This is a genomic window from Pseudomonas sp. ICMP22404 (assembly GCF_006227205.1).
Lineage (GTDB): Bacteria > Pseudomonadota > Gammaproteobacteria > Pseudomonadales > Pseudomonadaceae > Aquipseudomonas.
In genome coordinates, this window is the sequence record NZ_VCNG01000003.1 from 193,237 (window position 1) to 206,471 (window position 13,235).

Here is a 13,235-nt window from a genome sequence, read left to right on the forward strand (position 1 = left end):
GGGCGAAGTGGGCTCGCCCTGCATTACTCTCAGAGGCCACATTGAGGCAGACGTTCAAGCCGGTTGGATCAACGTCCTACCAAAGCGCGACATCGTAGGTGAAGTAGATTCGATTGCTGTCACGGCCCCGTGAGAAATCCGAACGATAGACGTAGTTGCGCAGCTTCACCCCCAGCCCCTTGAAAGTGCCTTGCTGCACGACATAGGCGACTTCGGCATCACGCTCCCATTCCTTCACGGTGCTGTTGGACTTGCCATCGTTGCCGCTCAGGTAGCGACTGGAAAACGTCAGGCCAGGCACGCCGAGGCGGGCAAAATCGTAGCCATAGCCGAGCATCCAGGTCTTCTCGTCTTCCTCGATGAACTTGCCAATCCCGACATTGCTGAAGGAATAGACCGTGGCACCGCTGATGTACGGCAAGCCGGCCTCGCCGCTGAGCGCCTGGTAGCCAGCACTGAACGTATGGCCGACAACAGCGTAGGACAGCAGGCCGCTGAGCATGTCGTTGTCGATCTTGCCGCCGTAGGCCGAACCTGTATCGACACTGTTGAAGTAGCGCAGGTCGCTGGTCAGTACCCCGCTGCCCAGCGGCAGGTCGTGTTGGATGCCGGCAAAGTTCTGTCGGTAGAAGTTCTCAAGCTCGCCGTAGAAGTAGCTCAAGCGGGTATTTTTCCCCAGCTTGTAATCGGCACCGGCGTAGTTGAAGTCACCTGACTGATCGCCACCATAGCCGTCAGGCACGATTGGCATGCTGTCGCTGGAGTCCCGCAGCTTGAAACGCTCAAGATGCCCCCCGGTCAGGGCGAGATTGTCGATGTCGGTGCTGCTGATCTGCATGCCCTGGTAGGTCTGCGGCAACAGCCGTGCATCGTTGTAGATCAGCACCGGAGTCTTGGGCAACAAGGTGCCGTACTTGAGGGTGGTTTTGGCCACCCTGGCCTTGGCGGTCATGCCCGCGCTGGCAAACTCATCGGCGGCACGACCATCGTCATGCACAGGTAACAGGCCGGTGCCACTGCGGCCACGTCCGGAGTCGAGCTTGACGCCGAGCAAACCCAGGGCATCGACGCCAAAGCCAACGGTGCCGGGGGTAAAACCGGATTGGTAATCCAAGAGGAAGCCTTGGGCCCATTCGGTGCGCTCGCTCTTCGCGGTTCGCGCCGCTCGTGCGCTCATCCCGTGCTCGTCGCGGAAGTTTTCATTGAAGTAGACGTTGCGCAGTTGCAACTTGAGCTTGCTGTCGTCGATGAAACCCTCGGCGTTGGCGGCAGCCAGCGGCAATAGGCCAAGCATAGGAAATACAGTCCCACGGATCAGAGAAGTGTGCATATCGGTTTCTCGTTGTTGTTATTTGGCGTGCAAGCCAGCGCACACCTCGGCGACGAGGCGTGACAGGCGCAAAAGAAGGTGTCGGGTGGTTCAGGAAAACAGGGTCAGCGCACCGGTCAGCAAGGCCAGCGCGGTAATCACCAGGGACGTGAGCACGGCCCACTTGACGGTCGCTTTCTGGAAGTCGCCAAGGTCACGATCGACCATGCCCACCAGCAACAAAGTCGAAGCCACCAGCGGGCTCATCAGGTGCACCGGTTGACCGAGAATCGACGCCCGGGCGATTTCCACCGGATCGATCCCATACGCAGCAGCGGCATTGGCCAGGATGGGCACGACGCCGAAGTAGTAGGCATCGTTGGACAGGACGAAGGTCAGCGGCATGCTGGTGATCGCCACCACCAGCGGGAACAGATGTCCCCACGAGGGCGGAATCCAATCGACCAGAGTCTGTGCCAGTGCGTCGACCATTTTCGTCCCGGAGAAAATCCCGGCGAAGATGCCCGCAGCGAAGACCAGCAGGACCACGGTCATGGCGTTGCCCGAATGGGCAAGAATGCGCTCCTTCTGAATGTCCAGTTGCGGATAGTTGATCATCAGCGCCAGGACGAACCCGATCAGGAACAGGATCGCCGAATGCATGAGCCCCATCACCAGAGCCGCCATGACCGCGATCACCAGGAGCAGATTGACGTAGGCCAGTTTCGGGCGCTTGTGCGGGGTGTCCTCGATGATTGCCTTGATATAGCAATCCCCGCCGCCGCTTTGCAGCTGGACGTTGCCAATGCGCTTGCGCTCGGCACGGCCCAGCAGGAATGCGGTGAACACCACCCACAGCGCACCGCCGATCATGGTCGGCAGCAAGGGCACGAAGTAATCGCCGGCATCCAGGCCCAGTGCGGCAATCGCACGGGTCGCCGGGCCGCCCCAGGGGGTCATGCCGCTCATGATGCTCAGGGAGAGCATCGCCACGGTCGCCAGGATCATCGGGTTCATGCCGATGCGCTTGTACAACGGCAGCATGGCGGCGCAGGTAATCATGTAGGTCGTCGTGCCATCGCCGTCCAGTGCCACCACCAGCGACAGCAAGGCCGTGCCGACGGCGATTTTCATCGGGTCGCCATTGACCCGTTTGAGAATCTTGCGGATCAGTGGATCGAACAGGCCGGCGTCAATCATCAGGCCAAAAAACAGGATCGCGAACAGCAGCAAGGCGGCCGAAGGTGCGACCATCTTCAAGCCGTCCAGCATCATTTTGCCGGTGGTGCCGCCGAACCCGCCGATCACCGCAAAGACAATGGGCACGATCGTCAGGGCCACGATCGGCGACAGGCGTTTGGTCATTATCAGGAAGGTGAAGACCACCACCATGGCCAAGCCAAGTAAAGCGAGCATAGGTCAGTTCTCTTGTTGTTATTCGTAGCTTTACCAACACCCAGGCGCGCGCCTTCCAACCTGCCAGGCGACACGTTCAGTGTGCCTGGCAGAATTCAGGAATGATGCTGCGCCGAGATATCGAGTTTGCCGTGACCGGCTAGAGGTGTTTCGCGGCCTTGACGTCGTCCCAGGCGTCATCTGTCGCCTGGACCACTGACGGGGAAGGCTTGCCATCCAGGGTCTGCAACAGCACCTGGCGGTCGCAGGCATTCTCCGAGAGGGCAATCACCACGGTCGCCACCGCGTTGCTTGCCAGACTCGTCAGTGCCCGAGCCTCTGACATGAAGCGGTCGATGCCGATCAACAGGGCCAGGCCGGCCAGGGGAATGTCATGGATAACCGTCAGGGTCGAAGCCAGCGCCACGAACCCGCTGCCGGTCACCCCTGCCGCGCCCTTGGACGACAGCAGCATGATCGCCAGCATGGTGACGGTCTGGGTCAGCGTCAGCTCGATGTTGCAGGCCTGTGCGATGAAGATCGCTGCCAGCGACAGGTAGATTGCGGTGCCATCCAGGTTGAACGAGTAACCGGTTGGCAGCACCAGCCCCACTACCCCTTTCTTGCAACCCAGGGCCTGGAGTTTTTCCAGCATCCGCGGCATCACCGGTTCGGTCGAAGAGGTACCCAGCACCACCAGGAACTCTTCGCGCAGGTAACGCAACAGTTTCCACAAGCTGAAGCCATGGGCCCGGCAGATACCGCCCAGGACCACGAAAACGAAGAACCCACAGGCGATGTACAAGGTCATGATCAGCTTGGCCAGGCTCCCCAGCGACGTGATGCCGTACTGCCCGACCGTGAACGCCAAGGCGCCGAATGCGCCAATCGGGGCGAAACGCATCAGGTAGGAGAAGATCTTGAACACCATGTGTGAAGCCGACTCCAGTACGTCCAGTACCGGTTTGCCCCGCTCACCCAGCGAAGACAGGGCAAAGCCGCAGAGCACCGCGATAAACAAGACCGGCAGCACCTCGCCTTTATTGAAGGCGCCGATGAAGGTGTCGGGAATGATGTGCATGAAGAAGTCGACCACCCCCAGCTTCGCCGCCGAGTCGGTGTACTGCGCCAGGCCCTGGGTGCTCAAATGGGTCGGGTCGATGTTCATCCCGGCTCCGGGCTTGAACACATAGACCGCCACGAGGCCGATGATCAGGCTGACCACGGTCAAGCCCAGGAACAGCAGCATCGTCTTGCTCAACAAGCGCCCCAGCGAGCGCTTGTCGCTCATGCCGGCAATGCCGGTGACGATGGTGCAGAACACCACAGGCGCGATCATCATCTTGATCAGCTTGATGAAGGCATCGCCCAGTGGCTTCAAGGCAATCGCCTGTTGCGACCAGAAATGCCCGACCACCACGCCCAGCAGCACGGCGCAGATGATCTGGAAGTAGAGCGATTTAACAACTTTCATGGCATCACCCATTTTTAGAATTGTTCTGATGCTAACGACAGCGACAGCCTGGCTACCCGGCCAGTCGCTGGGAACCCTTGGCGTAGACGAAACCTGAAAACAGTCGGCGCGCGGTACGCACCACCGAGGCGCGGATGGTCTCACCCTTTTCCCCGGCATAGGACAAAACAACGTCGATACCGCCGCTTGGGTGCTCGATACGGACCCGCTGCAAGCGTGGCTCGCTGACACCGCCGATCAATCCGGCGGCCACGCTGCCTTCGGTCACGCACGCGGTGGCAAGGCCGATGGACCCGGTAATCGCCAGCGCGCGATGGCAGTTGTGCGGCATGAAATAGCGCACCTGGAGCGTCCCGCCAGATTTGGCCGGCGACACCAGCACCGGCTTGGGAATCACCTTGTCACTGACGTCGCCCAGGCCCATGGCCAGGCCGGCTTTCAACCGCAGGGACTCCAAGCGTTGCAGGAACACTTTATCGGCATCCAGTTCGGCGGGGCTTTCATCGCCGCGCTTGCCGAGCTGACTCGCTTCGACGATCACCATGGGCATGGCCATATCGATGCAAGTCACCGCAATGCCGTCGATGACGTCCTGCGCTTGCCCGGTAGGAAAGAGTTTGCCCGTCTTGCTGCCCGCCGCATCCAGGAAGGTCAATTGCACCGGCGCGGCAGTGCCCGGTACGCCGTCGATGGCGGTGTCACCCTCATAGCTGACCTTGCCGCCCGGGGTTTGCACCTCGGAAACGACGAAGGTACCGGTATTGAGGTTGCGGATACGCACCCGGGTATGGTCGCCGCCCGCCTTGACCAATCCCTGCTCGATGGCGAACGGACCGACGGCGCAGAGCATATTGCCGCAGTTGGGTGCGGTGTCGACCCGACGCTGAGACACCATGACCTGGACGAACAGGTAATCGACATCTGCCTCAGGGTGCAACGATGGGCTGACGATCGCCACCTTGCTGGTTTGTGGGCTGCCGCCGCCGATGCCGTCGATCTCCAGCTCATGGCCGGATCCCATCAGGTCGAGCAACAGCTCGTCACGTTCAACGATGGCGGCCGGCAGGTCCCAAGCGAGAAACACTGGGCCTTTGGAGGTACCGCCGCGCATGAGCACACAAGGGATTCGCTGCATGAACACTAACTCTTGTTGATCAATCTGGATAATTGATGTTCTGGAGGCAAGAGTGGCAGGCTTTGAAAAGTGTTTCCAATGCAAAGATCGGAGGCTTTATTGCGTTTTACGAATGAATGGTCGTAGGATGATCGGCACGACGCCTCGCTTTGCTTATGGGATCTGGCATGGAATATGAGCTTCAGGACATACGATCTTTCGTTAAAATCGCCGAACTAGGCAGTTTCCACGAGGCTGCTGATGCACTGCACCTGTCTCAGCCCGCCCTGAGCCGTCGCATGAAAAAACTGGAGGAAGGTCTGGGCACCGCCTTGCTTGATCGCACGACGCGCAAGGTCAGCTTGACCAGCGTTGGACGCGACTTCCTGCCCAAAGCCCGGCGTCTGCTGGACGACTTCGACGATTCGATCCTCAACATTCGCGAGCTGGCCGAGCGGCAAATCGGCCGGGTGACCCTGGCGTGCATTCCCACCGCAGCCTTCTACTTCCTGCCGTCGGTGATCCGCTTGTACAACGAGCGCTATCCGAAAATCCGCATCCGCCTGCTCGACCTCAGTGCCAACGAAGGACTCGAGGCGGTCCTGCGCGGCGAAGCCGACTTTGGCATCAACATGATGAGCGGCCAGCACCCGGACATCGAATTCGTGCCCCTGGTCAACGAACCCTTTGTCCTGGCCTGCCGCCGCGATCATGAATTGGCTGGGCGCAGCGCCGTCACCTGGTCGGAACTCAGCGACTATCGCCTGATCGGGGTGGGTCGCCTGAGTGGCAATCGGATGCTGCTCGATCACGCCCTGGCGGGCCTGAGCTGGCGTCCGCAGTGGTTCTACGAGGTGCAACACCTGTCCACGTCACTGGGGCTGGTGGAAGCAGGCCTCGGGGTGTCGGCAATGCCCAGCCTGGCGATGCCCGCCGGGGACCATCCGACCCTGGTCAGCGTGCCGCTGATCGAGCCGGTGGTCAACCGATCACTGGGTCTGGTCTACCGACGAGGCGCCTCCTTGTCCCCCGCCGCCGAGAAGTTTGTCTCGATCCTGCTTGAGCAGTGGCCGCAGTAAGAGCGGTCCGCGGCAGGGACAGTCCTCAAACTCAGCACGCTTTGGGTCAGTCACCTGCGCCCGGCTGCGCCGCAACGGTTCGCTCGCCAACGAAGTCAGTACCTCCTGAGTGCCAAGACGAGCGTGACTTGCGCCTCAGGAATGATCTCGCTCAATCAACATCCGAGTCAGCGTGTTGTCTCTTACCCAATAGTGATGAAACAGTCCCGCCGCCGCATGCAGACCGATCAGCCAGTAGCCGGTACTGCCCAACAGTTCATGCCAATACTTCAGGCGCTTTGCGAAGTCAGGATCGATCGCCACCGGGGCCGGCAAATGGAAACCGAAATACGGGAACGGTTTGCCTCCAGCGGCCAACATCATCCAGGCCAGTAGCGGCGTGGCGATCATCAGCACGTACAAAGCCAGATGCATCAGGTGAGCCATGCCGGTTTGCCATGCAGGCGGTTTCGGGGTGACCGGTGGGCGTGGCGTCAGGCGGCCGAGCAGTCGCACCCACACCAGAGCAAAAATGCTCAGACCGAAGAGACCGTGAAAGCCCATCAGCAGGCCACGTGCTTCGCTGCCCCTGGGCAGGAAGCCTTTGATTTCAACACACGCGTACACGCCGACAAACAACACGAGCATCAGCCAATGCAGGGTGATTGAAAGTTTTCCATAACGGGGTATGCCTTTGTCGCGGGTCATAGGAAGCGCCTCGTGATTGTCCTTCTCGACGGTCGACTCATTCGACAGTCTCCGGTTGCCCAGCGAACCGATGCCGCCACCCTGCCAGTCCATCCTTAAGGCAATCTGAAGGCAGAGCGCTCGTTAACTTGTTTCTGCGCGCATGAGCATCATTGCCATCATTTGTCCGCCAGCCGTGGGCGGACTGGGCCAAAAGCGGCCCTCCAACCCGTCCATACAAAGAGCATAAAGAGTTTCACTGATTCGCCTGGGCATGGAAAAAATAAGCTACCTTGTTGAGCCAGTTTGCTTATCGCTCAGGGAGAGCACCGTGCCTTTGAACATCCAACTTTCGGAAAATGTGACTGAAGCAGAGCGGTTAGGAATCTTGAATCCGCTGCTGGCCCATAACCTGGCCAATGGTGGGGACGATGCACACGAGACGTTCGCCCTGTTGCTACGAGCCCCAGACAGCAATGAAGTGATGGGTGGACTGTATGGAAAAATTTCTTATCGATGGCTACTCATCGATCTCGTCAGTGTTCCAGAGTCGATGCGTGGTCAGGGTATCGGAGAACGCCTGATGCACATGGCAGAAGAAGTCGGAAAGGAGAAGCACTGCATCGGTATTTGGCTGGAGACTTTCAGCTTCCAGGCGCCGGGGTTTTATCAAAAACTGGGTTATTCCGAATTCGGACGCCTGGTGGATTATCCGCCGGGACATACCCGGTTTTATTTCCAGAAGCGGCTGTGCTGACAGCGCCTTATCACGCACTTCCAAGGTCGCCATCTCCATACATCTTGATGAGCTACTGAAAACCGTAGACGACGGACATCATTCATCGGCTTCGTTGAAGCTCTGGGTATGGAGTTCCCATCTCAAATCTTTTTAAGGGTGCCTATCGCGTATCTGCTGACGTTCGCGGAACGTTATTCGCAGATGGGTGCCGCACCGAATTCGAGTGCAAGGTAACTGATCACTCACGACTTCGGGGGCGCATCAATGCGTCTGTGTCGGCGCATTAATGCGCCATTGAAAGAGCATTTGCGGTGCTAGTCTTCGCCTTCCCACAACTCGGACTGCCGCTGTGCGAGCAGCCTGTTCTACGCCAGGAGAATGCAATGGCAGCTTCGCAACCGTTTGGAAAGAAAACCGCTTACTGGGGTGTGGCATGGGAAGAAAGCTACGGCTATCCCCAGGCCAGACAGATAGGCAACGAAGTCTATATATCCGGCCAATTCAACCACGATGAAGATGGCAACCTGGTCGCTCCCGCACCGCTGAATAGCGAAGGCAAGCCCAGTGATTTCTCTTCGATGGGGGAGCAAATGCGCGTCTCCTACGACAACATCGCCAAGTTGCTCGCTCTGTATGGCGCGACACTTGAAGACGTCGTCGAAGAAACGCTTTATGTGCTGGACATGGACGCGGCATTTGCCGTGGTAGGCAATGTTCGCAAGGCCGCCTTTGGCACTGAGCGGCCCCAGTGCGCAAGCAATATCATCGGCGTATCGAGGCTCGCACAGCGATCGCAGTTGATCGAAATTGTCTGCAAGGCGGTCATTGGCTCGGGCGCCAACTAAGACGTGCTCCCGGTTCCGTCTACGAAACCGGGAGAGCTCGCTGCCCTTCGACCAAGGGCTTTAATTCAGCGACAGCCCCTGCGCAAAACGTCATGAATGCTTTGACTCGCCATGACCTTCGAATGTCCTGATGAGTAAGCAGCCAAAGCCCGTCCTGAAGTTCAGGCACAACGGGGCCGACGCGCACCAACCCGGGCGTGATGTCACCCAGCATGCAGGGAAGGAATCCAAAACCAAGACCAGCCACAATGGCAGCGCTCGCTGCGGCAACCGAATCGGTGCGGTAGGAAATGCAGTCAGGGGCAACTCGGCTATCGACGTAGCTCGCTGCCTTGAGGCCGCATAGGGCAGCTGAATAGGACACCCACGCCTGGCCTTCTGCGAAAGGTGTTGAGGTCGGCGCGTTTTTATCACTGCCGTATGGCGCCCAGGCAATTGTCGCGAGCTTTCGTCCCACCAGACTTTCTGCTGGTTTGTTGGTCGCTCTTACCGCAATATCCGACTCATCTCGGGCAAGACTCAATGTCTGATTGCCTACCAGTACCTCAATCGCTATCCCTTCATTCAGGGCCTTGAACTGCGCGATGATGGGCGTGAGGAAGTACAGCAGTAACGAATCACTGGTGGTGATCCGAAGCTTTCCGAGTGGCCCCTGACCCGCCCGTGAAACACGCCGTGCAACACTGACGATATCCAGCTCGACCCGCTCGGCGAGCGCTCGCAACTCCGCACCTTCAGCAGTGAGCATATATCCAGAGCGACGGTGATCGAACAGTGCCACCCCAAGTGTTTTCTCAACCTGGGTCACTCGGCGCGAAACGGTAGAAACGTTGATCCCCAGTTTCTTGGCAGCGTCAGCGCGATTGGCGCATTCGCTTAGCGTTTTAATGATGCGTAAGTCGTCCCACGAAAGCTGGGCTACAGCATCACTGAAATCTGGTTTGACGCCACCTGGCGCAGCGGGACTAGATGATCCAATTTTAGGTGGCGACTTCACTGAAAGCATTCCAAATATCGTGTTCGCTCATCATACGAAAAGGCTCAGGCGGAACAAAGTTATTGATGCTCGAGTGGGGTAGATAGGTAGCTAGCCGTAGCACGCGAAACGGCACGCTACGAAATCAAGTGATGATGAACGACTGTTGCCTCCTCGAGTTGAGTTAGGTTGATGCTTAGTGCGCCAGACGCTGGTAAGCGCCTCACCGGGTCGGCGCTAAACAGCTGGGCGGGCGTGTAAACGCCGCCAGTCGGACGCATTTGTAACAAGCAGGCGCTGTGAAGCTCATCAGGTTCGATTAGCAGTGGTGAATTTTTTAAACTGCGTAATGACCTCCCTATCCGTTTTTTATCGAGAGAAGTCTTAGCTGAGATTCAATGCCTGGACCAGTTGACTACCTTCGGGCGTACTCCAACTGCCAGCAAGCTCAGCAATGAGTTGGTTGGTGCTCGTCAAGGTAACGCCTGCGCGCTCCATACGGCGCAGTGCGATATCGTCGGCACTCTTGGTAGGGGAACCGCCCGCATCGGCGACGACTTGAACTTCATGTCCCAGGCCGACCAACGTGAGCGCTGGGTAAACCGTGCACACGTCATTAGTGACCCCTGCCAATATAAACTTTTGGCGGCCGGTCGCCTTGACGGCAGCAGCAAACGCTTCATCGTCCATTGCGTTGACGATGCCTGCACGCTTGATGCGGGCAGCAAACTCGGCAGGCAGAATGGCCTGAAACTCACTGAGCAATGGCCCTTGCGCCGCCTCTTCCATGCTGGAGGTCAGGACCGTTGGGATGTTTAGAATTTTCGCGGCCTTGGCGAGGATGACGGCATTCTTTTTCATCTCATCAAAGCTTGTCGATGTGACCCAGCCCATTGTGCCGATCTGATGATCGATCAGTAGCAAGGCCGCGCTTTCACCGGTTAATCGTTGGAATGTCATCATGTTCTCCTAAAGGACGTGTCCAGTATCGTCTGGGCTGTCTTCGCTACCTGTGTCGCACCAAGTAGCGAGGCCTGATATTGCACTGCCGCGTATACGGGATAAATAGGCATAGGTAGAATTGATTGATCCATTAATGGAGCAATCTGTATGACCCATTTAGACGACATGGCGTTATTCGTCGAAGTCGTAAAAGCAAAAGGATTTCGAGGGGCTGCGGATGCCCTGGGGATGCCGAACTCGACATTGTCCCGACGCATCAGCGCGTTGGAAAAGGCGATTGGCTTGCGTTTGCTCCACCGCACAACACGTAAGGTGGAGCTAACAGAAGCGGGGCTTTTGTATTACGAGCGCAGCAAGCGGATCGTCTCAGAGGCGCGACTTGTGCACGAACAACTGGGCGAAATGCTCTCGCAGCCGACCGGTTTGCTCCGCGCTTCTTTTCCTGAAGGCTTTGCCACCCTATACCTGGCCCCTCTGGTAGCGAAGTTCGCCCAGCTTTATCCCGGCATACGCTTCGAGTTTGATCTGTCAGCACGTCTGGCCGACTTGGTGAGTGAGCCCGTTGATGTGGCGATTCGTATGGGAGAACCTGCAAACTCCCTTTTGATCGCACGCAAGCTGGCGCAGTTGCCGCGTTTTCTTTACGCCTCTGCGCGTTATTTGGATCTGGCCGGAGAGCCCAAGCATCCTGTCGAGTTGTTGCAGCACGAGTGTTTGCGTCTGCGCACTCATAAGCCCGACATATGGACGATGAATAACGCAGAAGAAACCATAGATGTCGAAGTGGGAGGCAGGTTTCTTCTGAACAGCGTAGTAATGATCCAGCGCCTGGCCACCTTGGGGATGGGCATTGCGGTTCTGGCCGAAGGTATTGTGACTGACGATGTAGCTCAGGGACGGCTCCGTCGCGTGCTACCGCAGTGGCAGGCGACACCTGTTCCCGTCTATGCCATGACCGAAACGCGCCTGCTGCCCGCCAAGACCCAGCGTTTTATCGATTTTTTGCGCGACCATTTGCCGTTATCCACCGCAGTGGAACAGTCGATATAGCAGCCTGCGCGCCGGTGAATATTTCCAGCACCCATTCGGGGTCGGGGGCATAATAAGGAAACACTGTCGGGCTTTTTTTTGGCCAGGAATGCCTCCTTTGTCACCAGCGCTTGGCCGAACGCACCACTGTCCTTGAAGCGGGCTAGACCGAATACGGCGTCACCGACCTTGAGTCGCGTGACACCGCTACCAACGGCCGTGACGATGCCGGAGAAGTCCATGCCCATCGCGCGGGGAAACGCTCTGCCGGTGACAATCTCCATCTGTCCGTCGCGCAACTTCCAGTCGATTGGATTGATGGCTGCGAACCTTACCCCCACCGCTACTTCCCCGTTGTCGGGCGCGGGTAATTCGAAATCTTCGACCCGCATCACTTCCGGGCAACCATAGTTGTTGTACTGGATACGTTGAAATCCGGGCATGGTGCAGTTCCTTCACAAAGCAAGCAGCGACGAGAATGGATGGGTATCTCTGCTTGAGGAGCGCAGCATAAAACCCGGTGGTGCCAATTTATGGCACCATTCATAAAGATCGCGGGGCGTGGACGGTCGAGTTTCGAGCGGCCTGATCAGTGCCTCCCTTCCATCAACTCCAAAGGAACTTGCAATGCCTCCAGGGCAACGTGAACTGGCGCGGATCGAACGCCGGTTGATCACCACGCTGACCGAAGCGTGCGAAACAGCAAAAGGTGAAATCAAAGGCTTCACCTGGCTCACCCACACCGCTGACCTGAACGCGCTGACGAAAACCCTGAAGGTGACCTGGGTGTTCGAAACCCTCGCTGACAGACAGCAGGCCCAGGTTGACGCGAAGGCTCGCATTCTTGAGCTGACGGCCATCGCGTTGAAAGAGGCTGGCATCGATCTGAACGTGTCGGATCGCAATGTTCGCCTTGACTCTGAGGAAGAATGCCAGCGCGGTCATAGCGGCGATTGGCAAAAACGTCTGGCTAAAAGTGGTTAAGGATGGCCAAGGCAATCGCCCTCCTGCATCTCGATATGCCAACTGAGGGGGACCTGCATGGAACGACCTCGCTGTTTGCTGCTCTGGATGTGGCAACCGGTTCCAGCCGCAAGTTTCTGATCTTAAAAGTATCGCGGTTCAATAGCCTTGCGCCGGCTCAACCGGCGCGAACGCTTTGGCAGCGGCTACGGTGTCCATGGATTCGCGCAATAGTTGAATTTTGCCGTCTTTGGCCACCAAGCGGCCGGCGTACATCTGCCGGTAGATGCGGCCGGTGGCAGGCACCAGGGCCTCTACGCTGTATTCGGCAAACACCTGGTCGGGGGTGTCGATCAGAAAGCGCACGTTGCGGAATTTGAAATCTGGCACTTTACCAAGCAATGAGCTGATAAAGCCCTCGATGGCTGCTGGGCCCTGGACGCTGTGGGGGATGCCGAGCGACTCCAGATAGGGCAACTCCAGCACGCCATCCTCTGCGAACAGAGCCGCCGCCAAGAACGGCGTCTGGATGGAATCCAGGTACTGTTGAAGCAATTCCACGGCATTTCTCATGATAGCTTTCTCCCGAAACGAGTTTGGATGGGCACTCCGCGCGGTGCCGACCAAACCACGTTAAAGGATCCATTCCGCTTCAAAAATAGAAGCCAATGAAATTCATCGTT

General features: G+C 57.9%; 14 protein-coding genes. 5 read left to right on the top strand and 9 right to left on the bottom strand.

The genetic code is table 11. The annotated features are described in order from the left end of the window. Positions 1-76 precede the first annotated feature (76 nt). The 4 genes from FGE05_RS06775 to FGE05_RS06790 form a co-directional block, all read right to left on the bottom strand. The gene (locus FGE05_RS06775) at positions 77-1,330 is read right to left on the bottom strand and encodes an OprD family porin (protein ID WP_139642876.1); all 1,254 of its coding nucleotides are present in this window, start codon (positions 1,328-1,330) and stop codon (positions 77-79) included. A 90-nt stretch (positions 1,331-1,420) separates the two neighbouring features. Beyond that, entirely contained in the window at positions 1,421-2,725 is a 1,305-nt protein-coding gene (locus FGE05_RS06780) for a CitMHS family transporter (RefSeq protein ID WP_139642878.1), read from the bottom strand. Positions 2,726-2,864: 139 nt separating this feature from the next. After that, positions 2,865-4,190 carry a dicarboxylate/amino acid:cation symporter gene (locus FGE05_RS06785; RefSeq protein WP_139642880.1) on the bottom strand — a complete coding sequence of 442 codons (1,326 nt, stop codon included), beginning with the start codon at positions 4,188-4,190 and terminating at the stop codon, positions 2,865-2,867. Between the two features lie 40 nt (positions 4,191-4,230). After that, positions 4,231-5,313: a 4-oxalomesaconate tautomerase gene (locus FGE05_RS06790; protein WP_139642883.1), complete on the bottom strand. Its 1,083-nt coding sequence runs from the start codon at positions 5,311-5,313 to the stop codon at positions 4,231-4,233. Positions 5,314-5,480: 167 nt separating this feature from the next. On the opposite strand from FGE05_RS06790, the gene FGE05_RS06795 reads away from it, so the two are divergent. Next, positions 5,481-6,371, top strand: a complete 891-nt coding sequence (locus FGE05_RS06795; RefSeq protein WP_139642887.1) for a LysR family transcriptional regulator — start codon at positions 5,481-5,483, stop codon at positions 6,369-6,371. A 135-nt stretch (positions 6,372-6,506) separates the two neighbouring features. Here FGE05_RS06795 and FGE05_RS06800 read toward each other — a convergent pair whose 3' ends face one another. Beyond that, positions 6,507-7,058, bottom strand: coding sequence for a cytochrome b (locus FGE05_RS06800; protein ID WP_139643655.1), 552 nt, complete (start codon positions 7,056-7,058; stop codon positions 6,507-6,509). A 310-nt stretch (positions 7,059-7,368) separates the two neighbouring features. On the opposite strand from FGE05_RS06800, the gene FGE05_RS06805 reads away from it, so the two are divergent. Both FGE05_RS06805 and FGE05_RS06810 read left to right on the top strand, forming a co-directional pair. Further along, on the top strand, positions 7,369-7,794 hold the full coding sequence (locus FGE05_RS06805) for an N-acetyltransferase (RefSeq protein WP_139642890.1): 426 nt from the start codon (positions 7,369-7,371) through the stop codon (positions 7,792-7,794). Positions 7,795-8,159: 365 nt separating this feature from the next. After that, the gene (locus FGE05_RS06810; RefSeq protein WP_139642893.1) at positions 8,160-8,621 is read left to right on the top strand and encodes a RidA family protein; all 462 of its coding nucleotides are present in this window, start codon (positions 8,160-8,162) and stop codon (positions 8,619-8,621) included. Between the two features lie 19 nt (positions 8,622-8,640). Here FGE05_RS06810 and FGE05_RS06815 read toward each other — a convergent pair whose 3' ends face one another. Continuing rightward, complete coding sequence (locus tag FGE05_RS06815) at positions 8,641-9,627, bottom strand: LysR family transcriptional regulator (RefSeq protein ID WP_139642897.1); 987 nt, start codon at positions 9,625-9,627, stop codon at positions 8,641-8,643. Between the two features lie 354 nt (positions 9,628-9,981). Next, entirely contained in the window at positions 9,982-10,557 is a 576-nt protein-coding gene (locus FGE05_RS06820; protein WP_139642899.1) for an isochorismatase family protein, read from the bottom strand. A gap of 150 nt (positions 10,558-10,707) precedes the next feature. Between FGE05_RS06820 and FGE05_RS06825 the strand changes: the two genes are divergently transcribed. Next, entirely contained in the window at positions 10,708-11,610 is a 903-nt protein-coding gene (locus FGE05_RS06825) for a LysR family transcriptional regulator (RefSeq protein ID WP_139642903.1), read from the top strand. On the opposite strand, the gene FGE05_RS06830 is transcribed toward FGE05_RS06825, so the two are convergent. Then, a complete protein-coding gene (locus FGE05_RS06830; RefSeq protein ID WP_139642907.1) occupies positions 11,505-12,032 on the bottom strand; it encodes an alcohol dehydrogenase catalytic domain-containing protein in 528 nt (175 codons plus the stop codon). The genes FGE05_RS06825 and FGE05_RS06830 overlap by 106 nt on opposite strands. A gap of 184 nt (positions 12,033-12,216) precedes the next feature. Between FGE05_RS06830 and FGE05_RS06835 the strand changes: the two genes are divergently transcribed. Then, positions 12,217-12,573 carry a hypothetical protein gene (locus FGE05_RS06835; RefSeq protein ID WP_139643657.1) on the top strand — a complete coding sequence of 119 codons (357 nt, stop codon included), beginning with the start codon at positions 12,217-12,219 and terminating at the stop codon, positions 12,571-12,573. Between the two features lie 138 nt (positions 12,574-12,711). Here the strand turns inward: FGE05_RS06835 and FGE05_RS06840 are convergent, their stop codons facing one another. Then, on the bottom strand, positions 12,712-13,125 hold the full coding sequence (locus FGE05_RS06840) for a nuclear transport factor 2 family protein (RefSeq protein ID WP_139642908.1): 414 nt from the start codon (positions 13,123-13,125) through the stop codon (positions 12,712-12,714). Positions 13,126-13,235: the final 110 nt, after the last annotated feature.